This window comes from Mesorhizobium sp. B2-4-18 (assembly GCF_006441385.1).
Classification (GTDB): Bacteria; Pseudomonadota; Alphaproteobacteria; order Rhizobiales; family Rhizobiaceae; genus Mesorhizobium; species Mesorhizobium australicum.
In genome coordinates this window covers 502,583-526,769 of the sequence record NZ_VFUW01000001.1, presented here as the reverse complement: position 1 = coordinate 526,769, position 24,187 = coordinate 502,583, and the positions used below count along the sequence as shown (strand labels likewise).

Annotated in this window: 21 protein-coding genes; 6 read left to right on the top strand and 15 right to left on the bottom strand. The window is 63.9% G+C overall.

Translation table 11 applies throughout. The annotated features are described in order from the left end of the window. Positions 1-149: 149 nt before the first annotated feature. The 11 genes from FJ527_RS02405 to FJ527_RS02355 all read right to left on the bottom strand — a co-directional run bounded on the left by FJ527_RS02405 (position 150) and on the right by FJ527_RS02355 (position 10,853). Complete coding sequence (locus FJ527_RS02405; protein ID WP_140821502.1) at positions 150-464, bottom strand: hypothetical protein; 315 nt, start codon at positions 462-464, stop codon at positions 150-152. 43 nt (positions 465-507) lie between these two features. Continuing rightward, positions 508-870 carry a nuclear transport factor 2 family protein gene (locus FJ527_RS02400; RefSeq protein WP_140821500.1) on the bottom strand — a complete coding sequence of 121 codons (363 nt, stop codon included), beginning with the start codon at positions 868-870 and terminating at the stop codon, positions 508-510. Positions 871-953: 83 nt separating this feature from the next. After that, positions 954-1,433, bottom strand: coding sequence for a carboxymuconolactone decarboxylase family protein (locus FJ527_RS02395; protein ID WP_015314124.1), 480 nt, complete (start codon positions 1,431-1,433; stop codon positions 954-956). Between the two features lie 108 nt (positions 1,434-1,541). Continuing rightward, entirely contained in the window at positions 1,542-3,095 is a 1,554-nt protein-coding gene (locus FJ527_RS02390; RefSeq protein ID WP_140821498.1) for an alpha/beta fold hydrolase, read from the bottom strand. Positions 3,096-3,205: 110 nt separating this feature from the next. Then, positions 3,206-3,517, bottom strand: coding sequence for a formate dehydrogenase subunit delta (locus tag FJ527_RS02385; RefSeq protein WP_015314122.1), 312 nt, complete (start codon positions 3,515-3,517; stop codon positions 3,206-3,208). Then, positions 3,507-4,337 (bottom strand): formate dehydrogenase accessory sulfurtransferase FdhD, encoded by an 831-nt coding sequence (fdhD, locus tag FJ527_RS02380; RefSeq protein WP_140821496.1) that lies wholly within the window; start codon positions 4,335-4,337, stop codon positions 3,507-3,509. Before fdhD ends, FJ527_RS02385 begins: the two co-directional genes overlap by 11 nt. A 2-nt stretch (positions 4,338-4,339) precedes the next feature. Next, positions 4,340-7,252, bottom strand: a complete 2,913-nt coding sequence (gene fdhF, locus FJ527_RS02375; protein WP_140614861.1) for a formate dehydrogenase subunit alpha — start codon at positions 7,250-7,252, stop codon at positions 4,340-4,342. A 10-nt stretch (positions 7,253-7,262) separates the two neighbouring features. Next, complete coding sequence (locus FJ527_RS02370; RefSeq protein WP_140786990.1) at positions 7,263-8,819, bottom strand: NADH-quinone oxidoreductase subunit NuoF; 1,557 nt, start codon at positions 8,817-8,819, stop codon at positions 7,263-7,265. Continuing rightward, complete coding sequence (locus tag FJ527_RS02365; protein WP_023783362.1) at positions 8,816-9,295, bottom strand: formate dehydrogenase subunit gamma; 480 nt, start codon at positions 9,293-9,295, stop codon at positions 8,816-8,818. Before FJ527_RS02365 ends, FJ527_RS02370 begins: the two co-directional genes overlap by 4 nt. A 134-nt stretch (positions 9,296-9,429) precedes the next feature. Further along, complete coding sequence (locus tag FJ527_RS02360) at positions 9,430-10,329, bottom strand: LysR family transcriptional regulator (protein WP_015314117.1); 900 nt, start codon at positions 10,327-10,329, stop codon at positions 9,430-9,432. Positions 10,330-10,475: 146 nt separating this feature from the next. Beyond that, the gene (locus tag FJ527_RS02355; protein ID WP_140821494.1) at positions 10,476-10,853 is read right to left on the bottom strand and encodes a VOC family protein; all 378 of its coding nucleotides are present in this window, start codon (positions 10,851-10,853) and stop codon (positions 10,476-10,478) included. Between the two features lie 146 nt (positions 10,854-10,999). Between FJ527_RS02355 and FJ527_RS02350 the strand changes: the two genes are divergently transcribed. After that, the gene (locus FJ527_RS02350; RefSeq protein ID WP_140714167.1) at positions 11,000-12,178 is read left to right on the top strand and encodes an Mrp/NBP35 family ATP-binding protein; all 1,179 of its coding nucleotides are present in this window, start codon (positions 11,000-11,002) and stop codon (positions 12,176-12,178) included. Between the two features lie 18 nt (positions 12,179-12,196). Here the strand turns inward: FJ527_RS02350 and FJ527_RS02345 are convergent, their stop codons facing one another. Continuing rightward, the gene (locus tag FJ527_RS02345; protein ID WP_140614856.1) at positions 12,197-12,646 is read right to left on the bottom strand and encodes a carbon monoxide dehydrogenase subunit G; all 450 of its coding nucleotides are present in this window, start codon (positions 12,644-12,646) and stop codon (positions 12,197-12,199) included. A gap of 151 nt (positions 12,647-12,797) precedes the next feature. Between FJ527_RS02345 and FJ527_RS02340 the strand changes: the two genes are divergently transcribed. From FJ527_RS02340 to FJ527_RS02325, 4 genes are all read left to right on the top strand, one after another. Continuing rightward, complete coding sequence (locus FJ527_RS02340; RefSeq protein ID WP_015314113.1) at positions 12,798-14,603, top strand: IlvD/Edd family dehydratase; 1,806 nt, start codon at positions 12,798-12,800, stop codon at positions 14,601-14,603. A 229-nt stretch (positions 14,604-14,832) separates the two neighbouring features. Next, entirely contained in the window at positions 14,833-15,651 is an 819-nt protein-coding gene (locus FJ527_RS02335) for a chromate resistance protein ChrB domain-containing protein (RefSeq protein ID WP_140714428.1), read from the top strand. Next, a complete protein-coding gene (gene chrA, locus FJ527_RS02330) occupies positions 15,648-17,039 on the top strand; it encodes a chromate efflux transporter (protein WP_140821492.1) in 1,392 nt (463 codons plus the stop codon). Before FJ527_RS02335 ends, chrA begins: the two co-directional genes overlap by 4 nt. A 168-nt stretch (positions 17,040-17,207) precedes the next feature. Next, positions 17,208-17,606, top strand: coding sequence for a hypothetical protein (locus tag FJ527_RS02325; protein WP_140614852.1), 399 nt, complete (start codon positions 17,208-17,210; stop codon positions 17,604-17,606). Positions 17,607-17,644: 38 nt separating this feature from the next. Here FJ527_RS02325 and FJ527_RS02320 read toward each other — a convergent pair whose 3' ends face one another. The 3 genes from FJ527_RS02320 to FJ527_RS02310 form a co-directional block, all read right to left on the bottom strand. Further along, positions 17,645-18,874, bottom strand: coding sequence for an aromatic ring-hydroxylating dioxygenase subunit alpha (locus tag FJ527_RS02320; RefSeq protein WP_015314109.1), 1,230 nt, complete (start codon positions 18,872-18,874; stop codon positions 17,645-17,647). A gap of 58 nt (positions 18,875-18,932) precedes the next feature. Continuing rightward, positions 18,933-20,516, bottom strand: coding sequence for a trimethylamine methyltransferase family protein (locus FJ527_RS02315; RefSeq protein WP_140714163.1), 1,584 nt, complete (start codon positions 20,514-20,516; stop codon positions 18,933-18,935). 191 nt (positions 20,517-20,707) lie between these two features. Further along, positions 20,708-22,201 (bottom strand): PLP-dependent aminotransferase family protein, encoded by a 1,494-nt coding sequence (locus FJ527_RS02310; RefSeq protein WP_015314107.1) that lies wholly within the window; start codon positions 22,199-22,201, stop codon positions 20,708-20,710. Positions 22,202-22,505: 304 nt separating this feature from the next. Here FJ527_RS02310 and pgi point away from each other — a divergent pair, with 304 nt between their 5' ends. After that, on the top strand, positions 22,506-24,182 hold the full coding sequence (pgi, locus tag FJ527_RS02305; protein ID WP_181166266.1) for a glucose-6-phosphate isomerase: 1,677 nt from the start codon (positions 22,506-22,508) through the stop codon (positions 24,180-24,182). Positions 24,183-24,187: the final 5 nt, after the last annotated feature.

Here is a 24,187-nt window from a genome sequence, read left to right as displayed (position 1 = left end):
CGGTCGCCGCTGGCGATCAATCGACAACGATTTGTCGATCGAAGCGACGAACGCCGGACCAGGGGCAGCGCAAGCTTCTGCGATGCCGGCGCTGCCCCTCATCTGCCTGCGGTATCTTCTCCGCGTGAAGGGGAGAAGAACTCCAGCCGCTACTCCACGATGCGATAGATGTCCCACAGGCTGGTGCCCGACACGACATAGGGCTCCATCTCCTTGCCCCATTTGGCGTGCGCGTCGATCTTCCCGATCTTGGCGAACATCGCCTCCAACTGGGCCAGGCTTTCGACCTGGTGATGCGACTCGACCGTCGCTTCACGGGCGCCGATCGATCCGGTCATGATCTGGAATTTGAGCTCGGTGAGGCCGACCTGCGAACCGATCTCGCGTTCCCATTTCCGCATCAGCTCGAGCACCGTCTGCTTGTGCCCGAACTTGGCGTCGATCTGCCATCTGGCGCTGAACATGTTGGTTCTCCTCCATCACTTGCGGCTCAGGCCGCGGGTTGATCTACTCGTCCCAGGCCTGCACGACGGTCTGGCGCGCGATCAGGCCGTTCTTCAGCTCCAGCATCGCCGCGCAGAACACCTTGGTGCCGTCCGGATAGGCGCATGCCTGGGTGAACGCCAGGCTGTCGCCGTCGGCGATGGTGGTGTCTACCTTGTGGGTCATCGCCCGGCTGCAGATGTCGTCCCAGAACGTCGTGATTGCCGCGCGCCCGCGGATTTCGCGCGGCTTGCTCGGCGGATTGTTGCGGTCGATCACCCGCACCAGCGCATCATCGGCATAGAAGCTCGACAGCATCTTGCCGTCACGGCCTTCGATCGCTTTCTTGATCGTCGCGCCATCCACGGCTTGGGTCTTGGTCAGCATTTTATCCTCCCTATGCCCGTCTTCACGATCGGGCGTTTTATGCTTTGAGGTGTCGCCCGGCGCTCGCCGACGGGCGGTGTCTTTCACTGCGACTTGGCCTTGACTGCCGCGAACACGCCGTCGGTCTGCTTCTTGAAGGTGGCCAGATCGACCTGGCTGCCGTTGAGGATCGTCGACCAGTGGCGCACGATCGCGGCCATCGCGATCGTCTCCTTGATCTCTTCGTCCGATGCGCCGTTGAGCTTGGCGGCCTCGGTGTGGAAATAGATGCAATACTGGCACGGGATCTGCGACGCGACCGCCAGCCCCATCAGCTCCTTGGTCTTGCCGTCGAGCGCGGTCTTGGGATTGAGCTGGACGCCCTTGATCTCGGCCCAGGCGCCGGCGATGGCGACGTCAGGCAGTGTCTTGAACATATCCGGCACCGAGCCGAGCGTCGCCTCGATGTCCTTGTAGGCTGCCGCCGCCGACGCATCCTCGGCTTTCGCCGGGGTGATCGTGAACAGCGCGCCAATGCCCGCCGCGATCACGAGTGACCTGACATTCAGTTTTGACTTGGGCATTTCATCCTCCGTTCGCAGCGCCTTTCCGGCGATATCCGCCTTGGCCTGCATGGGGGATTGATAGCGCCTATGGCAGTGTGCCTGCTTCGCCCGAAAGCGCCATGGCTCTCATGGCCCGTCCGGGCCAGTCTGCCTGGCGGAAAATGCCGCCGCGGCCGCTCGCGACGGCAGGTCGAGCTTCAGCAGTATGTTGGCGACGTGGCGCTTGACCGTGTGCTCGCTCAGCCTGAGTTCGGCGGCGATTGCCGCATTGCTCTTGCCGTCGGCGATCAAATTCACGACTTCGCTCTCGCGCGCGGTCAGGCAAGCCGGTTCGGCCGCTTTGGTCTTGGGCCGGCAGGCCGGCTCCAGGTGCTGTTCGGACATCGCAAGCACAAACGCCAGCGGCTCGTCCAGCTCGTCGATGCCCACACGCCCGCGATCGACGAAATGAAGACCCGAGCCGACGGCCAGATCGGCGACCAGCCTCGACGCCAATATCTCGCCGCGCCCGGCGTGAGCGGCGAGTTGCATCGTCACGCGGCCCGTCAATCCTGCAGGAGGGCCGCGCGACTCGATCTCGCCGACATGCGCCCCTTGCGCGCTTGCCACCCCGATTTGCTGCGCCGCGTCCCGCAACGCCGCCGCGCAACGCAAGGCACGCCCAGGGCCGTCGAAGCGCGAAATCATCATCTCGGAGTGCATGTCCGCGCAGCGCCCGCCATGGCGCGTCACAAGGGTCCGCCATGTCTCATGGAAATGCTGGCTGCGTTCGCTCCACATCCGGTCTCCGAGGCGGGCCGTGTCGTAGATCCGAGTCACGAGAAGCGCAGCCAGAACGCGTTCGGCTTCCACCACGGCGCGCTCGCCGGTCAGGAACTCCTCGATCAGGTCGGCGACCCGGTCGACATCACCGGTCCAGATCGGGTGGTCGCGTCCAGGGATTTCGACCAGCCGCGCGTTGGGGATTTTCCTGGCCAGAAAGCGGCTGGCGTCGGGGTCGACCCGCACATCGTTGCGGCGATGGATCAGCAGCGTCGGCGCGCCGATTGCCGCCAGGATGCCGCGCACATCGATCCCCGCGTGCATCCGCGCCAGCGTCGCCGCCGCGGTAGGGCTTGCCGACAGCCGCTCGAAGCGCGCCCACCAGGTTGAAAAGCGGGTATCGTCGACCCTGCCCGGTGCGAAATTGGGCAAGGTGGCGCCTGTGCCCCAGGCCGTCTCGGCCGTCGCGATGAAGGCTTCCAGACGCTCCGGCGGCATCACCCATTTGTGGAAATGCGCGTAGCCGCCATAGAGCGCCAGTGCCCGCGTCCGCTCTGGATAGGTGGCGGCGAACAGCATCGCCAGCGGCGCGCCTTCCGAAGCGCCAAGGATCGACGCGCGGCCGCTGCCGACCGCATCCATCACCGCGCGCACATCATCCATGCGGGTCTCGAGGCTGGGCAGGTGATGGACATCGACGCGGTCGGAAAGACCCGTGCCGCGCTTGTCGAACAGGATCAGCCGTGAGAAGGCCGAAAGCCGCCTCAGGAGCCTGGTATAGCCCTCGTCTTCCCAGTGCAGGTCGAGGTTGGAGATGAAGCCGGGGACGAAGACGAGGTCGAACGACCCCTGGCCGACCACCTGATAGGCGATCCGCACCTCGCCGCTAAGGGCGTATCGGGTCTCGATCGGCCTCACGAGGGTGTCCGCCCGGCCTGACGATTTCTGATCGCCAACCATAGCAGAGCCGCGCCGGTTGCGGCAGCTTATATTTTAGCGGAAATGAATGTAGCCGGCGGCCGACGCGGTTACTTTTGCGACGCGGCGACGTCGCCAGGCGAGGCCGCGAGGCCGAGCTTGAGATCGGCCTCCGCCGGCGTGATCGGCCGTTTGATCCTGGCCGAAGCGACCACGACCAGTTCGTCGAAGCCTTCACCGCCGCTGTCCAGCATCTCGAAGAACTGGCGCCGCATTCTCGGCTCCCAGAACTTGTTGATATGCTCGGCGACGCCGGCAACGCCTTCCTCGCGTGGCCTGGAGTGGAAAAAGGCGGCGATCTGGTTGGCCATGCGCACCAGCTTTTCCCCCGTGCTCATGATGTGCTCTTCGTCATGCGACATGCTGGGCAACTCCCGAAATCACCCGGTCGGGGTGGGTAAAAACATCGAAATCGTCGCCGCGCACCAGCGCCACCAACGTCATGCCGGCCTCTTCCGCGGTGCGGATGGCAAGGGCCGTCGGCGCCGAGACGGCGATGATGAAGGCTGAACCGATCGCCGCCGTCTTTTGCACCATCTCGACCGAAACACGGCTGGTCACCACGACGGCGCCCGATGCGCCATCGATATTGGCCTTGGCCAGCGCGCCGGCCAGCTTGTCCAGCGCATTGTGGCGGCCGACATCCTCGCGCGCCATGACGACGCCCTTGCCATGGACGTAGAAGCCGGCTGCATGCACGGCGCCTGTCTCGGTATGCAGCGGCTGCACCTTCGACAGCAGCTTGACCGAGCGGGTGATATCGTCGGCCTCAAGCGTAAGTTTCGACGCACCCACCGGATCGACCGAGCGCATCGCTTCCTCGATCGATTCGATGCCGCACAGCCCGCAGCCCACCGGTCCGGCAAGCCGCCGCCGCCGCGCCTCGAAGCGCGTATTGGCCTGGTCCTTCAGCCGGATCTGGATGTCGATGCCGGCGCCATGATCCTCGACCTCGATGGCTTCGATCTCATCAGGCGCATCGATGATGCCTTCGGTGAGCGAGAAGCCGAGCGCGAAGTCCTCGAAATCGGCGGGGCTCGCCATCATCACCGCATGCGTGGTGCCGGCGAAGGAGAACGCCACCGGCGTCTCTTCCGGCACCATGCGGTTGGCCGCAGCCGTGCCGCTGGCGCGGTGCGCCAGTCGCGATATCTGCGTCGTCGCTTTGCGGCGCGCGGCCAAGACTACTCCGCCGCCTGCAGCGGAGCGATGCGACGGCTCTGCTTGGCCTGCTCGTCATAGTCGCGCTGCCATTCCGACGGGCCGTTGGAAGCGCCGACCTGCACCGCAGTCACCTTGTATTCCGGACAATTGGTCGCCCAGTCGGAGAAATCGGTGGTGATGACGTTGGCCTGCGTGTCGGGATGGTGGAAGGTGGTGTAGACCACGCCCGGCGACACCCGGTCGGTGATCAGCGCGCGCAGCGTCGTCTCGCCCGAACGGCTGGTCAGCCGCACCCAGTCGCCATCGCGCAGGCCGCGATTTTCTGCGTCGTGCGGATGGATTTCCAGCCGGTCCTCGGAGTGCCACATGACATTTTCGGTGCGTCGCGTCTGCGCGCCGACATTGTACTGCGACAGGATACGGCCGGTGGTCAGCAGCAGCGGGAAGCGCGGTCCGGTTCTTTCGTCGGTCGCCACATATTCGGTGCGGATGAACTTGCCCTTGCCGCGCACGAAGCCGTCGACATGCATGATCGGCGTGCCAAGCGGCGCCTTGTCGTTGCAGGGCCATTGCACGGAGCCGACCCGGTCGAGCAGGTCGAAGGAGACGTTGGCGAAGCTTGGCGTCGTCTTGGCGATCTCGTCCATGATTTCGGACGGATGGGTATAGTTCCAGTCGAGGCCGATCGCACGGGCGAGTTCCTGCGTCGCCTCCCAATCGGCGTAGCGCGCCTTCGGTTCCAGCACCTTGCGCACCATATTGATGCGGCGTTCGGCATTGGTGAAGGTGCCGTCCTTCTCGAGGAAGGTCGAGCCCGGCAGGAAGACATGCGCGTAGTTCGCCGTCTCGTTGAGGAAGAGGTCGTGCACCACCACACATTCCATCGCGGCCAAGCCGGCGGCGACATGCTTGGTGTCGGGATCGGACTGCAGGATGTCCTCGCCCTGGATGTAGATGCCCTTGAACGAGCCGTCGACGGCGGCATCCAGCATGTTGGGAATGCGCAGGCCGGGTTCGTCGTCGAGCTTCACGCCCCAGAGGCTTTCGTAGATGTCGCGCACCGCGTCACCCGAAATGTGCCGGTAGCCCGGCAACTCATGCGGGAACGAGCCCATGTCGCAGGAGCCCTGCACATTGTTCTGGCCGCGCAGCGGATTCACGCCGACGCCAGGCCGGCCGATATTGCCGGTGGCCATGGCGAGGTTGGCGATCGCCATCACCGTGGTCGAGCCCTGGCTGTGCTCGGTGACGCCGAGGCCGTAATAGATCGCGCCATTGCCGCCCTTGGCGTAGAGACGGGCGGCTCCGCGGATCAACTCCGGATCGACGCCGGACAGCTTGCCGACGATTTCGGGGCTGTTTTCCGGCAGGGCGACGAAGGACGCCCAGTCCTGGAATTCCGCCCAGTCGCAGCGCTCGCGGATGAAGGCTTCGTCGAAAAGGCCCTCGGTGACGATGACATGCGCCAGCGAGGTCAGCACGGCGACATTGGTGCCGGGCTTCAGCGGCAAATGGTAGTCGGCTTCGACGTGGGCCGACTTGACCATTTCGGTGCGGCGCGGATCGAGCACGATCAGCTTGGCGCCCTGGCGCAGCCGCTTCTTCAGCCGCGAGGCGAACACCGGGTGCGCGGAAGCCGGATTGGCGCCGATGATAACCGCGACGTCGGTGAATTCGACGGAATCGAAGTCCTGCGTGCCGGCCGAGGTGCCGTAGGTCTGGCCGAGCCCATAGCCGGTCGGCGAATGGCAGACACGTGCGCAGGTGTCGACATTATTGTTGCGGAAGCCCTGCCGAACCAACTTCTGGACGAGATAGGTCTCCTCATTCGTGCAGCGCGAGGAGGTGATGCCGCCGATCGCGGTGCGTCCGTACTGGTACTGGATGCGGCGGAATTCCTTGGCCGTATGGGCGATCGCCTCTTCCCAGCTCACTTCGCGCCAGGGATCACTGACCTTTTCGCGGATCATCGGCGACAGGATGCGGTCCTTGTGGGTGGCATAACCGTAAGCGAAGCGGCCCTTCACGCAGGAATGGCCGTGGTTGGCCATGCCCTCCTTGTAGGGCATCATGCGGATGACCTCGTCGCCCTTCACTTCGGCCTTGAACGAGCAGCCGACGCCGCAATAGGCGCAGGTGGTGACGGCCGAGCGCTCCGGCAGGCCCTTTTCGAGCACGGTCTTCTCGCGCAGCGCATCGGTCGGGCAGGCCTGCACGCAGGCGCCGCAGGACACGCATTCGGAGGCAATGAAGTCCTCGTGCATGCCGGCGACCATGCGCGATTCGAAGCCGCGGCCCTCGATGGTCAGCGCGAAAGTGCCTTGCACCTCCTCGCAGGCGCGCACGCAGCGCGAGCAGACGATGCACTGCGCCGGATCATAGGTGAAATAGGGGTTGGACTCATCACGGGCGATGTAGTCGACCGCGAGCGAGCCATGGCCCGGCGCGACGCCATTTTCTTCCTTGACGTGGTTGCGGCCCTCAACGCCGTAGCGATTTTCGGTCAGGCCGACGGACTTCGCCACCACATCGAACTCGCTGGCGCCAGTTCCGGCCTTCTCGTGCCAGCCGGTCGGATGGTCGGAGACGTAGAGTTCCATGACGCCCCGGCGGATGGCGTCGAGCCTGTCCGACTGCGTGCGCACCACCATGCCTTCGCCGACAGGCGTCGTGCAGGAAGCCGGCGTACCGCCGCGCCCGTCGATTTCGACGAGGCAGACGCGGCAGGAACCGAAGGAGTCCAGCATGTCTGTGGCGCAGAGCTTGGGGATCTCCACCCCGCCTTCCATCGCCGCACGCATGATCGACGTGCCTTCAGGCACGCTGATGCTGCGGCCATCGACGGTCAGCGTGACCTGTTTTTGCGCCTTCGACTCCGGAGTTCCGTAGTCAATCTCTTCGATCAGCGTTGGGAAGTCGGCCTTGATGTTCATCTGCCAGCTCCTATTCAGCAGCCACGCGCGCTGGCGCGGGCTTGAAATCCTCGGGGAAATGCGTGATCGAGCTCATCACCGGGTAGGGCGTGAAGCCGCCCAGCGCGCAGAGCGAACCGAACTTCATCGTGTTGCAGAGGTCGGTGACCAAAGCGAGGTTCTTTTCCGGCTCGATTCCGGCGGCGAGCCTGTCGATGGTTTCCACGCCCCGCGTCGAGCCGATGCGGCAAGGCGTGCACTTGCCGCAGCTTTCGATGGCGCAGAATTCCATGGCGAAGCGTGCCTGCTTCAGCATGTCGGCGGTATCGTCGAAAACCGTGATGCCGGCGTGGCCGATCAGTCCATCGCGCTTGGCGAATTCCTCGTAGTCGAACGGCGTGTCGAACAGTGCGCGCGGGAAGTAGGCGCCGAGCGGGCCGCCGACCTGCACTGCCTTCACCGGACGCCCGGTGGACGTGCCGCCACCGATCTCGTCGACGATCTCGCCCAGCGTCAGGCCGAAAGCGGTTTCGAACAGGCCGCCTTGCTTGACGTTGCCGGCGATCTGGATCGGGATCGTGCCGCGCGAGCGGCCCATGCCGAAATCCTTGTAGAAGGCGGCGCCCTTGTCCATGATGATGGGTACGGAAGCCAGCGAAATGACGTTGTTGATCACCGTCGGCTTGCCGAACAAACCCTGTATCGCGGGCAGCGGCGGCTTGGCGCGCACCACGCCGCGCTTGCCTTCCAGGCTGTTCAAGAGCGAGGTTTCCTCGCCGCAGACATAGGCGCCGGCACCGACGCGGATTTCCATGTCGAAGGCGTTAGGCGAACCCAGCACATTGACGCCGAGCACACCGGCCTTGCGGGCGATCTCGACGGCCTTGTTCATGACAGCCACCGCGTGCGGATATTCCGAGCGGATATAGACGAAACCCTTGGTCGCGCCGGTGGCGATGCCGGCGATGGTCATGCCTTCGATGAGCACGAAGGGGTCGCCCTCCATGATCATGCGATCGGCGAAGGTGGCGCTGTCGCCTTCATCGGCGTTGCAGACGATGTATTTGCGCTCCGATGTCGTATCGAGCACCGTCTTCCATTTGATGCCGGTCGGGAAGCCTGCGCCGCCGCGGCCGCGCAGGCCGGAGTCGGTGACCTGCTTGACGACGTCGGCGGGCGTCATGGCCACCGCGTTCCGCAGGCCGCTCAGTCCGCCGAGCGACTTGTAGGCATCGAGCGACAGCGGGTCGTTGATGCCACAACGTGCAAACGTCAAGCGAGTTTGTTTGGCCAGGAACGGAATCTTGTCCGGTGCGCCGAGCCAGCGCTTGTGATGGCCGCCGGTGAGAAAACCGCTGTCGAACAGGCTCTTCACGTCCGACGGTTTCACCGGCCCGTAGGCGACACGGCCATTGGCCGTCGCCACTTCGACCATCGGTTCGAGGAAATAGGCGCCGCGCGAGCCGTTGCGCACAATCTTGGCCTCGATGCCGCGCTCCGCGAGTTCCTTGGCGACGGCCTTCGCGACCTTTTCCGCGCCCAGCGCCAGTGCGCCGGAATCGCCGGGAATATAGATACGGGGGGTCATGAGCGCACCTCGGCGACGATCTCGTCGATCTTGTCGTCATCCAACCGACCGATCACCTCGCCATCCAGCATCGCAGATGGCGAGCAGGCGCACAGCCCGAGGCAATAGACCGGTTCCAGCGTAACCGATCCGTCACGCGTGGTCTCATGGAAGTCGATGCCGAGCAACTGCTTGACCTTGGCGGCGACCGCGTCCGAACCCATCGACTGGCAGGCTTCCGCCTGGCAGAGCTTGAGCACGTGCCGCCCGGCCGGGCGCGCGCGGAAATCATGATAGAAAGTCACGACACCATGCACCTCGGCCCTGGACAGGTTCAGGCCGTCGGCAATGACGGGGACGGCATCCTGCGGGACGTGGCCGAATTCTTCCTGGATGCCGTGGAGGATCGGCAGCAGCGGACCTTCGAGGTCCTTCAACTCCTGGATAATCGCCGCCGTGCGCGATGCGATCTCGGTACTTGCAGGCTGCATCGTCATGCAGCGCCCTCCCTGGTCGATAGCTTTTATCGCTAAGTCTTTACAAAATCAGAGGAAACCCGCGAAATCAATAAAGCTGTTTCGTTGCTCGATAGAAATCTTCTATCGACGAGCTGCGCTCAGCATTGTCTAGCCTAGCGGTGGGCGCGGAAATCGTCTGCCAGCGCCATCGCCTCGTCCAGCAGCGCCTGCACCAGCGGCGTGTGCGGCTCGCGCGGCGCGGCGACCAGCCCGACTGTGTGGCTGGCATCGGGCTCGACGATCGGAATGGCCCGGATCGGTTCGGAAAAACCGAATGTTTCCGCAAGGTTGAGTGGCATGATCGATGACCATTTGCCGGTCCGGATGTGCGAGAACAGCACGATCATCGAATTCGATTCCAGCGTCGGCCGCACCTGCACGCCGGCTTCCGCCAGGTGCTGGTCGATGATGCGGCGGTTCTGCATGTCCGGCGTCAGAAGGCACAGCGGCAACTGGCTGATCTCGGACCATGTCACTTTGTCGCGGTCGGAATAGGGATTGCCGATTGCGGTGATCAATTGGTAGCGCTCGTCATAGAGGGGCACGCTGGTCACCCGTCCCAGCGGTTCGTTGTCGAGATAGGTGATGCCCGCATCGACATCGAAATTGCCAAGCAGCGACAGCACTTCGATCGAGGTCCGCGACAGCACCGAAAAGGTGACGCCTGGGTGCTTGTCTCGAAAGGGCGTCGTCAATCTCGCGACCATCGCCAATGCCGTCGGGATTGCTGCAATCCGGATGCGGCCGGAAAGGCCATACCGGGCGGCGCGCATCTCCTCGCGCATGGTCCTGGAGTCGCCGACGATGCGGCGCGCCCAGACCAACACTTGCTTGCCCTCCGGGGTCAGCCCCTGGAACCGCGACCCGCGATTGACCAACATGACGCCGAGCTGGCCCTCGAGCTGCTTGATGCCGGCCGACAAGGTCGGCTGCGTGACCCCGCACGCCTCGGCCGCCCGGCCGAAGTGCTCTTCCTTGGCCAGCGCGATGAAGAATTCCAGCTTGTCGATCATTGGGGGAAGCTATCCGGCGCGGTGGCGTCGCGCCAGATGGTGTCGCGCTCAATCCTCCAATGCATGTCGCCCGAAAGTGACTTCGGTTTTGGGACAACGACATGCATAAAAAAGCGATCGCGCAGCGCTGCCTCGATCGCCGGGATCTACCGATCCACGAGATTGAGGATGTTGCCGTCCGGATTCTTGAACCATGCGACTTTCATGCCGCCGCCGACATGCAGGTCACCCTCCATCGTTAGGCCGGGCATCTCGTAATGCTCGAAGGCGACACCCTTCGACTTGAGGGCGTTGACGACATCGGCGATGGTGTCGCCGACCATCCAGGTTACCGCCGTCGCCTTGTTGGTCCCTGCGAATTCGGAGCGATAGACATTGATCGTGGTATCGCCGCTTTTGTAGACGATCAATTCGCCGCCCTCATCGTGCACCTGTTCCAGGCCGAGTGTTCTCTCATAGAAGGCCTTGGCCCTTGCCAGATCCTTCACGGCGAGGTTTGCCGATGCGTTGCTGTTTGCAAGCATGATCGTCTCCTTCCCTGGTTGTCATTCCCTCTGGTCATGGAAATAGGTCGCCCAGGCCGCTTGACGACCGCCATCATGCCTGGCGCTTGGAGCGGTCCGCGATCTGCACTATGTGAGCTGCAGCCGAACGCCAGGGAACAACAGCCATGTCCATCACCAAGGAAATCGTCACCGAGCGCCTGAAGACGGTGAACGGGCCGGACTTTACCGGCAACATCGTCGACCTCGGCATGGTTTCGGAGATTTTCATCGCCGATTCGAAAGTGTTCTTCTCGATCACCGTTCCCGCCGCGCGCGCTCAGGAGATGGAGCCGTTGCGCGCCGCCGCCGAGCGGGTGGTGAAGGCCATTCCCGGCGTCGCCGGTGCGGTCGTCGCGCTGACGGCTGAAAAGAAAGGCGGCGGCATGGAGGCGTCGGTTCCATCGCGTCCCGCACCCAGGCCGGCGCCGACGGCTCCGGTCGCTGCGGCACCGCGGGCGGCTCCGCATGGTCCTTCTTCGCAGAGCCAGGGCAAGCGCGGCGTGCCCGGCATCGAGGCGATCATAGCGGTTGCTTCCGGCAAGGGTGGCGTCGGAAAGTCGACCACGGCCGTCAACCTGGCGCTTGGCCTGGCCGCCAATGGCTTGCGGGTCGGTGTGCTGGATGCCGACATCTATGGCCCGTCGATGCCCAGACTGCTTAACATCCATGGCCGGCCGCAGACAATCGACGGCAAGATCCTGAAACCGATGGAGAACTACGGCCTCAAGGTGATGTCGATGGGTTTCCTCGTCGATGAGGAGACGCCGATGATCTGGCGCGGGCCGATGGTGATGTCGGCGCTGACGCAGATGCTGCGCGAGGTAGAATGGGGGCGGCTCGACGTGCTCGTCGTCGATATGCCGCCCGGCACGGGCGATGCGCAACTGACCATGGCCCAGCAGGTGCCGTTGGCCGGTGCCGTCATCGTCTCGACGCCGCAGGACCTGGCACTGATCGACGCCCGCAAGGGCCTCAATATGTTTCGGAAAGTCGATGTGCCGCTGCTCGGCATCGTCGAGAACATGAGCTACTTCATCGCCCCGGATACCGGCAAGCGATACGACATCTTCGGCCATGGCGGCGCGCGCCGCGAGGCGGAGAGGCTCGGCGTCACCTTCCTTGGCGAGGTGCCGCTTGAAATGGGCATCCGCGAGAGCTCTGACGCCGGCACGCCGGTGGTCGTCTCGAAGCCGGATGGCGCCGAGGCGAAAATCTACCGCGATATCGCCTCCAAGGTCTGGGACAGGGTCAACGAGGAACGCGGCGCGGCCGAAGCGGCCGTGCCGAGTATCGTCTTTGAGTGAACCCTCACGGGGAGTGCGTCAGCCGCCCACTTTCTCGCCGAAAGCCGAAAAGAACTGTCCGGCCAGTTTCTTCGACGTCGATTCGATCAGCCGGCTGCCAAGCTGCGCGATCTTGCCGCCGACTTCTGCCTTGGCCGCATATTTGAGGACCGTCGCGTCCGGCCCGTCGGCGGTGAGCGTGACGTCGGCGCCGCCCTTGGCGAAGCCGGCGATGCCGCCCTTGCCTTCGCCCTGGATGGTGTAGGCATGCGGCGGCTTGAGATTCCTGAGCGTCACTTCGCCGTTGAAGGTGGCCTTGATCGGCCCGATCTTCAGCACCACCGTTGCCGCCATCTCGGTCGCCGATTTCATTTCCAGGCTCTGGCAGCCTGGGATGGCGCCCCTCAGGACGGCTGGGTCGTTCAGCGCTTCCCACACTTTCTGCACGGGTGCGGCGATACGTTCCTCGCCCTCGATCACCAAAGCCATCTAAACCTCCCGCATCGCCGATGTCGGATTGGTCGTAGCGTGCGGCTCGATAGCTGTCTATCGCACCAAAGTCCGGATTCAGATCACGCGTGCCCCTTGCCTGCATCCGCGCGTTGTCATATCGATTTGTCATACAAATACGGAGACCATGATGGCCGGCGCCCCCACGAAAAAGAAAAAGTTCCGCTCGCAGGAGTGGTTCGACAATCCCGACAATCCGGGAATGACGGCGCTTTATCTCGAGCGCTACCTGAATTACGGGCTGACACGCGCCGAGCTGATGTCTGGCAAACCGCTGATCGGCATCGCGCAGACGGGCTCTGACCTTTCGCCTTGCAACCGGCACCATATCGAACTTGCCAAGCGCGTGCGCGAAGGCATCGTCTCGATGGGCGGCATTCCTTTCGAATTCCCCTGTCACCCGATCCAGGAGACCGGCAAGCGGCCGACCGCCGCCCTCGACCGCAACCTCGCCTATCTCAGCCTTGTCGAGGTGCTCTACGGCTATCCGCTCGACGGCGTCGTGCTCACCATCGGCTGCGACAAGACCACGCCTGCCTTGCTGATGGCGGCGGCGACCGTCAACATCCCGGCCATCGCGCTGTCGGTCGGCCCGATGCTCAATGGCTGGCATAAGGGCAAGCGTACCGGCTCGGGCACCATCGTCTGGGAATCGCGCCAGCGCCTGTCGGCCGGCGAGATCGGCTATGACGAGTTCATGGACATCGTCGCGTCCTCGGCGCCGTCCACCGGCTACTGCAACACGATGGGCACGGCCACCACGATGAATTCGCTGGCCGAGGCGCTCGGCATGCAACTGCCCGGTTCGGCCGCCATTCCGGCGCCCTACCGCGAGCGCGGCCAGATCGCCTACGAAACCGGCAAGCGCATCGTCGACATGGTGCACGAAGACCTGAAACCGTCCGATATCATGACCCGCGCGGCTTTCGAAAACGCCATCGTCGTCAATTCGGCGATCGGCGGCTCGACCAACGCGCCGATCCATCTCAACGCCATCGCCCGCCATCTCGGCGTGCCGCTCGACAATGACGACTGGCAGACCATCGGCCTCAAAGTGCCGCTCATCGTCAATCTGCAGCCGTCAGGTGAATATCTGGGCGAGGACTATCACCACGCCGGTGGCGTGCCTGCCGTGGTCGCCGAACTGATGAAGGCCGGAATGCTGCCGCATCCCGATGCCTTGACCGTCAATGGCAAGTCGATCGGCGCCAACTGCGAGGGCGTCGCCAACGAGAATACCGACGTCATCCGCACGGTGGCCGAGCCGCTGAAGGCCAATGCCGGCTTTATCAATTTCAAGGGCAATCTGTTCGATTCGGCGATCATGAAGATGAGCGGCATTTCGCCGGAATTCCGCGAGCGCTATCTGTCGAACCCGAACGACCCGGAAGCCTTCGAAGGCAACGCCATGGTCTTCGACGGGCCCGAGGATTACCACGCCCGCATTGACGATCCGGCGCAAGGCATAGACGAGCATACCATCCTGTTTATGCGCGGCGCCGGTCCCGTCGGCTATCCCGGCGGCGCCGAGGTCGTCAACATGCAGCCGCCGGCCTACCTGATCAAGAAGGGTATCCACGCGCTGGCCTGCATCGGCGATGGCCGCCAGTCCGGTACGTCGGGCTCACCGTCGATCCTGAACGCCTCGCCGGAAGCCGCGGTCGGCGGCGGCCTGGCGCTGCTCAAGACCGGCGACCGCGTCCGCATCGACCTGCGGAAGGGCACGGCGAACATCCTCGTCAGCGATGACGAGATCACACGGCGACGCGCCGAGCTGCAGAAGGATGGCGGCTATCATTATCCCCAGCACCAGACGCCATGGCAGGAGATCCAGCGCGGCATGGTCGACCAGTTCTCGACCGGCATGGTGCTGAAGCCGGCGGTGAAATATCAGGATGTCGCCCACACCATGGGAGTGCCTCGCGACAATCATTGATTACTCCCGGGAATAGTCATCGATTATTCCTGGCTGGCCACTGATGATGGATGACGACGACCGGCGGCCTTCGATCAGGCCGCCGTTCTCACGGCCACGGGCCGGGAGACGTTCCGTCCTTGACAAGCCAGCCCAACAATTCCACCATCATCGCAAGGGGTGTATCGCGACGACCCCGTGAGGCGTCAGCCCAATGTTCGCGTCCAGGCTTCTTCAGGAGGTGGACGCCATGCCGTCAACAACCGCTATCACCGTACAGCAACTATCCCGTCTGATTGGTCTGCCGGGCGCGCCTGTGATCGTCGATGTCCGTATCGATGAAGACTACGACGCCGACCCGCGCCTGCTGCCGGCCTCTCACCGGCGCAATTTCAAAACGGTCTCGGCTTGGGCAAACGACCTTGCCGGCAGCCAAGTGGCCGTCGTTTGCCAGAAGGGGCAAAAGCTTTCGCAAGGGGTTGCCGCGTGGCTGCGGCATGAAGGCATTGCCGCCGAATCCCTCGAAGGCGGCTTCGAAGCCTGGCGCGATGCCGGCGGGCTTCTGGTCCGCGCCGACATGATACCTTCCCGCGATGAAAAGGGCCGCACCGTCTGGGTAACGCGGGCTCGCCCCAAGGTCGATCGCATCGCTTGCCCATGGCTGATCCGGCGCTTCATCGATCCCGACGCGGTGTTTCTCTTCGTCGAACCCGCTGAGGTTCCGGCTGTCGCAGACCGCTTTCAGGCCGTGCCTTTCGACATCGACAATGTGTTCTGGAGTCATCGCGGCGAGCGCTGCACCTTCGACACGATGATCGAGGAGTTCGGGCTGGAATCCCAGGCACTCGATCGGCTTGCCACGATCGTGCGCGCGGCCGACACCGCACGCCTGGATCTCGTTCCCCAGGCAGCCGGATTTCTGGCCGCCTCCCTTGGCCTGTCACGCATGTTCCGCGACGATCTGGAGCAGCTGGAGGCCGGCACGATGCTCTATGACGCGTTCTTCCGCTGGTGTCGCGACGCCACTGACGAGACGCACAACTGGCCGGGCGGGGCAAAGCCGTCATGAGCAGCCTCATTTCGGGCAATGATGCCGACCTCGTCGAGGCGCCGGCGGTCCCGAGCTTCCGCGAAGCCACGAAACTCTGGGCGAAGATCGGATTGCTGAGCTTCGGCGGGCCGGCCGGGCAGATCGCGCTCATGCACAAGGAATTGGTCGAGGACCGGCGCTGGATCGGCGAACAGCGTTTCCTGCATGCGCTGAACTACTGCATGCTGCTGCCCGGTCCCGAGGCCCAGCAACTTGCCATCTATATCGGCTGGCTGCTGCACAGGACGATCGGCGGCCTTGTCGCCGGTGTTCTGTTCGTGGTGCCCGGCGCACTCGTCATGCTCACCCTGAGCATTCTCTATGCGCTCTATGGTGATGTCCCGCTGGTCGCGGCGCTGTTCTTCGGGGTCAAGGCCGCCGTGCTCGCGGTCGTGGTCGAGGCGGTGATCCGCATCGGCCGCCGCGCCTTGAAGAACCGGTTGATGGTGGCGATCGCGCTTTGCGCTTTTCTCGGCATCTATGTGCTCGCCATCCCGTTCCCGCTCATCGTCCTGATTGCGGGATCGGTGGGATGGGTGGGAAACCGTGTCGCGCCAGCCCTGTTTTCCGGCGCGGCGCACGGCAAGAACGACGCTCCCGATATCAGGGGCGCGGTCGACCTGATGTTCGAACGCGGCGAACTGGCCCATACCAGGCCGACACGATGGCATGCGCCGCGCACCATCGCGATCTGGCTGCCGATCTGGCTCGGGCCAGTTCTGTTGCTGTGGGCGCTCACCGGAAGGAGCAGCGTGTGGACGCAGATTGGCGGCTTCTTCAGCCTCATGGCGGTGGTCACCTTCGGCGGCGCCTACGCGGTTCTTGCCTATGTCGCGCAGGCAGCCGTGCAGTCCTTCGGCTGGCTCGCCCCTGGTGAAATGGTCGATGGCCTTGGCCTTGCCGAGACCACGCCGGGTCCACTCATCCTGGTGTTGCAATTCGTCGGCTTCATCGCCGCGTTTCGCCACTCCGGCTCGCTGGACGCACTGCTTGGCGGATCGCTTGGAGCGCTGCTGACGCTGTGGGTTACGTTCACACCCTGCTTCTTCTGGATATTCCTCGGCGCGCCCTACATCGAGGCCCTGCGCGGCAACAAGGCCCTGTCGGCCGCGCTGGGCGCGATCACCGCCGCCGTGGTCGGCGTCGTCATGAACCTTGCTCTGTGGTTCGCCTTGCACGTCGTCTTCCGCGAAGTGCGCATGACGGGCCTTGGCATGAATGTGCCGGTGCTTTCGTCGATCGACTGGCGAGCCGCGCTGCTTTCAGTGGCCGCCATGGTCGCCATCCTGAAGTTGAAAACCGGTGTGCTGCCGACGCTTGCGGGATGCGCTGTTGCCGGCGTGTTGCTGCTCGCCGCGGGCGGCTAATGCATGTCGCCCGAAAGTGTCTTCGGTTCCGGGACAACGCCCTGCATCGAAACAAGATCTAAGGCGCGTCGCATGAATCCGTTTCGACGCGACGCGCTTTAGATTATCCGGCGCCTTTGTATTCCGCTTCCGAACCCCCTAACTGGTGGAAAACGGATTGGACCAGCAATGGCGGGACGACGCTCTTCCCTCGGCTTTCTCGGCATGTTCGGCCGCTCGGGTGATTTGCGGCAGCTCGATGCCGCCTTGCGTGGCGCCGACCTGCATCCCGCCCTCGTGCCCGAAGGGGTGAAACTAACCATCGTCAATCTGATGAAGGACCACTGGCCCGAGGAGCCGCCGCCGCAGGCCTATCCGCGGGTAGCGAACCTGTTCAGCTACTGCATCGCCGGACCGGAAACCTTCGAGCGTGCGCAAGGTCCACAGCAGCGGCTCGACGCGGAGCGCCGGATCGGGGCCGCCCTCGAAACCGGCGACGATCTCGATGCGCAGATCGTGCTGATGGCACTGCACGCCAAGCTGATCAACGCCGAGGTGGTTGAGCGCTTCGGGCTGGGCGCCGACTGAGCGCTGGCTGAGTGCTTTCGTGAAACGCTGAAACCGCTCTAAGCCCGGCTTATCTCCTGGAGATACCAGCCGATATAACGCAGCTCGTTGTACTCCATCGGCGCGATCGGTCCGGGCACGAAATAGTGCGAGCGTACGCCGCGCGCCGTATGCTCGATGATCTTCTTGTCCTCGTCCGTGGTGACCTTCCACAGCCAGGTCAGTTTCTCCAGATCGTAGTCCTGGCCTTCGACAGCGTCGCCGCGCACCAGCCAGATCAGTTCCATCTCGCAGGTCTGAGCCGTTTTCGGGATGAATCGGTAGATCATCCCATGGTCGGGGTAGCAGACGAGGAAAGTCGTGCCGCCAAGATGGATGGAGGTGACGCCGCCGTCATAGTCGGTGAAGCGGCCCATCAGTGGCGCGACGGGGGAGCCGTCCCGGCTGCCGCTCGAAACGCCGTCATAGAGCGCATAGCGGAAGGTGTGGATCGCCTCCTGGCCGGCGGCCGAATTCTGCCAGCGATCGCCGCTGCCGATCTCGATGCCGAGAGCGCAGGTCCGCTGTTCCATCGCGGCATTGAGCTGCTCGATCATCTCCGCGGGCTTTTCCAGCGCGTGCGTCTGCGAATATTCGGGATGCGCCGGTCCGCAATGGTAGCATTCGACATAATTTTCGACGGCGAGCTTCCAGTTCGCCTCGAGCGGGTAGCTTTGGCGATACGCCACCTTGGCATCGCCCCACCCATATTGTCCGCAACTCGTGCGCAAAGATTGCTCGATCGGATCGAAATCGAGTGGCGTCTCGGCGAAGGAGATGAAGACAAGGCCGGTCGCGACGCGGACATGGAGCTTCTTCAGCCCGTGCGCGGTGCGGTCGAAATCCTTCGGCATCAGCCTGGCGGCGCGCAGCGAGCCGTCATTGGAATAGGTCCATGCATGGTACGGGCAGACGAACACTTTCGCGTTGCCCTTCTCTTTGGTGCAGACCTCGGCGCCGCGATGGCGGCAGACATTGAGCATGGCATGCACGGTGCCATCCATGCCACGCGACAGGATGACCGCCTCGTCACCGAGCTTGAACAGTTCGAAGTCGCCGGGGTTGGGAATGACGCTGGCATGCGCCAGGCAGTGCCAATGGCGGCGGAACAGACGTTCCATGTCCCGCTCGAAAATATCCTGGTCGTGGTAGAATGGGCGCGTCAGGCCGTAGCCTGGCCGGTGCGAGGCCACCAGCCGATCGATGGCATCTTCGGTATTTGCGGCTTGCTGGATAGGATAGACGCTCATTTGTCGTTCTGCCCAATGGTTGGTTCTGTCGGTGGCTATCTGTATGTCGGTCTTCTGGCTAGCCGCCCATGCTCGCTCGCGGCAGGTGGATCAGGTTGCCGAAGCGGGCGCGCAATCTGTCGTCGACCAGCTTGGGCACGTGCCGCGGAAATCGTTCCGCAAGGATGCGCTTCTTTTCGTCGATCGCCCGGGCCAATATATCAGGGCGGCCTTTTTCGTTCCATTCCTTCGGTGAGGAACGGTCGCCGAAGGCGGGATAAAAACGCTCTGCCCGGGCCGACTTGAGCGTTTGCTCGTTGTCAAGATAATGGCCCGGACCCTTGAGGCAGACATCGGCGATGGTGTCGATCGACAGCGCTTCGTCCGTCACTTCGATGCCGCGTGCGCAGCGCAAGCAATGGCCAAGCATGTCATTGTCGATGATCAGGCTTTCCAGGCAGAAGCCGAGCAGCGAGGCATGCATGCCGGCCGATTCGTAGACGAGGTTGAGGCCCGAGAGGCCGGCCATCACATTGGTGATGCCCTTCTCGTAGCCGGACTGGATATCGGGCAGTTTCGAGTCTGTCATGCCGGCGGCCGAGCCGCCGGGCAGGTCGTAGAATTGCGCCATCTGCGCGCAGGCCGCCGTTACCACCGCCTGTTCGGCCGAGCCCCCGGCCATGGTGTTGGTGCGCAGGTCCGACATGAACGGCCAGGCGCCGAAGATCGCCGGATGTCCCGGCTTGAGTGCGTTGACATATACCAGGCCAGCCAGCACTTCGGCCACTGCCTGCGCGACCGCGCCGGCCATCGCCGCCGGAGCGGTTGTTCCGGACTGGCCGGTGGAGAGGAGCAGGATGGGGATGCCGCCTTCGACACAGGCCTCGAGCACGCCGCAGGCATCCTCGGCGAACTTCATCGGTGGCACGACGAAGGAGTTGGAGTTGGAAACGAATGGCCGGGCGCGGAAATTCTCCTCGCCACCGGCGATGGCATAGAGCATTTCGAGCGCCGGCTTCACATTCTCGCGCACGGTGAAGGACGTGCCGACATGCTTCGACGTCCCCATCACGCAGGCGTAGAGCGTGTTGAAATCCATATCGAGCGGGTCGGCGATGTCGCGCGCCACCATCGGCCGCTGGAAAAAATGGATGTTGCTCAGTCCATCGACGATGCGGGCGGCGTCATAGATGTCCTGCAGCTTCGATTCGCGATACTCGCGTTTTTCGAGATCCACCAGATGCACGGCGATACCCGCCGTGCCGTAATGGACGCGCTTGCCCTGGATCACCATGTCGTGCCTGGGGTCCTGGCCATGCAGCGTGAAATGCCGCGCGGCTCGCTTGATGGTGTCGAGTACGAGCGCACGGGGGAAACGGATGCGGCCATCGTCGCCATGGATGGCGCCAGCCTTGGTCAGGACTTTTATGCAGGACGGGATGGCGTTGGCGAAGCCGACCGTTTCCAGAAGCGTCAGCACGCCCTCATGAATGCGCTCGCAGTCGTTTCCGCGCAATGGCCCGTAACTGCCGCCTTCCATGGCTTGGTGTAGTGGCCCGTTTGGTGGAATGGCTGATTTCACCGCACGTCCCGTTTCGCGGTCGCCGGAGCGTTGTGGACGACGGTTCGCCGGCATGTCCTGCTTTTCGACAGCCACTGGCATGGAAGCACTCCACCTCTACCGGCAGGAGCTCGTGGCGGTTGGTCCACCATCAACCTGCTTCTTCTCTGACGCCGACTATGCCGCCGGCACTGGCCCATCCTATGAGCCAGCTGGCCCAGCTACATGTGCCAGACCTAAAACAAACCGGAGCCGCTGAGAAGCGGCTCCGGTCACGAAATCGGCTTGATGGATCAGGCGGCGGCCGGCCTGCGTCCGGCTGCGGTGGCGAGTTCCCGGATGCCGGGCTCGATGTGCTGCAGAGCGATAGAGGAAATGCCCAACCGCATGAAACGCGAAGGCTTCTCGGTGCGGTCGAAGAAGCGGTCGCCGGGCTCGATGATGACGCTGCGCGAGGCCGCGGCTTCGGCCAAACCGCGGGAATCGGTGCCGCGGGGCCCTTCCAGCCACAGCGACGTGCCGCCGGCCGAGTCGGTCGAGCGCCATTCCGGCAGGAAGGCCGAAATCGCATGGACCAGCCGCTTGCGCCGCTCGTCGAAGGCGCTCGACAGCCGCCGCACCAGCGCTTCGTGATGGCCGAGCGACAGGAAGAGCGCCACGGCGCGCTGATTGTTGGCCGGCGGATGGCGCAGCATGAAGCGGCGCAGCGCCCTGAGTTCGGCGATCAGTCCAGCGGAAGCCACGATGTAGCCAAGCCGCAGCCCCGGGGCCAGCGTCTTCGACATCGAGCCGACATAGACGACGCGGCCGGAACGGTCGAGGCTCTTCAATGCCTGCTGCGGCGCCTCGTCGAGAAGCTGGCTGTCATAGCCGTCTTCGATGATGATCTGGTTGTGCCGGTTGGCGCGCGCCAGAAGATCCTGCCGCCGCTCCGCCGACAACGGCACCATGGTCGGGCAATGATGACTGGGGGTGACGAACACGAAGCCGGAATCATTGGGAATAGAAGAGGTTACGATACCGGACTGGTCCACTGGCACCGGCTCGATGTCGGCGCCCGCGAGCCGGAAGATCGAGCGTGCGTCGGGATAGCCTGGATCCTCCATCGCCACTTTCGAGCCCTTGGTCATCAGCAGCGAGGCCAGCATATAGAGCGCGTTCTGGGCGCCCAGCGTGACGATGATCTCGTCGGGATTGGCGAAGATGCCGCGCCGGGGCAGCAGCCGTGCCTGGATTTGCTCGATCAGCAGCGGATCGTCGCGGTCGACCATGTCGGACGCCCAGTTGCGGATCTCCAGCACGGCCAGCGCCATGCGGTTGCACTCGCGCCACTCGGCGGTCGGGAACAGCGCCGGGTCGAACTGGCCGTACACGAAGGGGTAGGAGGACTTGATCCAGTTCTCGTGCTTGGCGGGCGGCGGCATGTCGCTTGCCGCGATCTGCCGGCGCGCCTTCCAGTCGATCTCGTTGGCCTGGTCGGGTGCTTTCTGGTGCGGCTTGGCGGGTGTCGCCAGCACGTCCGGATTGACGAAATGGCCGCGCCGCTCGCGCGCCACCAGGAAACCCTGGTCGACGAGCTGCTGGAATGCCAGCACCACCGTTCCGCGTGCGACGCCGAGTTTTTCGGCCAGGATACGGCAGGAAGGCAGCGGCATCGAAGCGGCGATCTGGCGGTCGAGAATCGCGGCCACGATGGCTTGGCGGATCTGCGCCTGCAGGGTCTGGCCGGATTCGGCCGAAATCCGGAACAGGCCGGACCATATCGCCGTGTCGTTTCTCTGTGGCATGGAAGATGTTCCTCGATGGCCAGCTTTTTTCGCTTGGCTGGACCAGCCGAACGTAACCGTGGCACAAGGGGTTGCGCCAATCAATTTTTCTGATCTTTGGGATTTATGCCAGTGATCCTTCAAGCTCGAAATAAGGCGCGGCCCCTCGCTCTCGACACCACCTCGCTCCTCGATACCCACCTCCTTGCTCGATACATTGTGTCATCGCATCGTGATGTGCTGCGTCATCGCCGCGTATTGACCGGATGGATTTCGGCTCAATAGTTGGGGCGCGACGACACGCGCCGGAAACATCCGGTCTGATATGGTGCGTCGAAAAAGCCAGGAGTCCCCGCCAGTGGATCAGTCAGCCTTCCAGAAACAGCTTGCCGCCCTGCGCGACCATCGCGCCGCGGCCCCGGGCGACATGCGCCAGGCCTTTGCCGCCGATCCGCAGCGCTTCAAGACATTCTCCGCCGCTGACGGCGACCTCCTGCTCGACTGGTCGAAATGCGCCGTCGATGCGACGACCATGGACTTCCTTGAGAAGCTCGCCGCCGCAGCCGATCTGGAAGGCCGTCGCGCCGCCATGTTCGCCGGCAAGAAGATCAACATCACCGAAGACCGCGCCGTTCTGCACACGGCGCTGCGCAACCTGAGCGGCAAGGGCGTCACGGTTGACGGCCAGGACGTCAAGGCGGATGTCATATCCGTGCTCGATGCCATGGGCGCCTTCGCCGATGCCATACGCTCCGGCAAGGCAACAGGCGCCACCGGCAAGAAGATCACCGATATCGTCAACATCGGCATTGGCGGCTCCGACCTTGGTCCGGCCATGGCGACACTGGCGCTCGCCCCCTATGATGACGGCCCGCGCGCCCACTATGTCTCCAACATCGACGGCGCTCACATCCACGACACGCTGAAGGGGCTGTCCGCCGAAACCACGCTGTTCATCATCGCCTCCAAGACCTTCACCACGGTCGAGACGATGACCAATGCGCAGACGGCGCGCGACTGGGTGCAGAAGGCGCTCGGCAAGGAGGCCGTGGGCAAGCATTTCGCCGCCGTCTCTACCGCGCTCGACCTGGTGGCCAAGTTCGGCATCGAGCCGGATCGCGTCTTCGGCTTCTGGGACTGGGTCGGCGGCCGCTATTCGCTGTGGGGCGCGATCGGCCTGCCGGTCATGATCGCCGTCGGCCCAAGGAATTTTCGCGCTTTCCTCGACGGCGCGCACGAAATGGACGAACACTTCCGCACCGCGCCGCTCCAGAAAAACCTGCCGGCGCTCCTCGGGCTGGTCGGCTGGTGGCACCGCGTGATCTGCGGCTATCCGGCCCGCGCGGTCATCCCCTACGATCAGCGCCTGTCCAGACTGCCGGCCTATCTGCAGCAGCTCGACATGGAATCGAACGGCAAGAGCGTTACCCTTGACGGGACGCCGGTGACGACGCCGACCGGGCCGCTGGTCTGGGGCGAGCCAGGCACCAACGGCCAGCACGCCTTCTTCCAGCTGCTGCACCAGGGCACCGATTTGATCCCCGTCGAGTTCCTGGCCGCCGCCGTCGGCCACGAGCCTGATCTCAAGCATCAGCATGACCTGCTGCTCGCCAACTGCCTGGCGCAGTCGGAAGCGCTGATGAAGGGCCGTACGCTGGAAGAGGCGCGCGCGCAGATGCTGGCCAAGGGCATGAAGCCGGCCGATGTCGACCGTATCGCGCCGCATCGTGTCTTCTCCGGCAACCGGCCCTCGGTGACCATTCTCTACCGCAAGCTCGACCCGCGCACCTTCGGCCGGCTGATCGCGCTTTACGAGCACCGCGTCTTCGTCGAGGGCACGCTGTTCAACATCAACTCCTTCGACCAGTGGGGCGTCGAACTCGGCAAGGAATTGGCCACCGGCCTCCTGCCTGTCGTGGAAGGCAAGGAAAGCGCCGCAAACCGGGACGCCTCGACCAGGGGCCTTGTGGAACGCATCCACCAATTGCGTGGTTCGGAGTGAAGCGC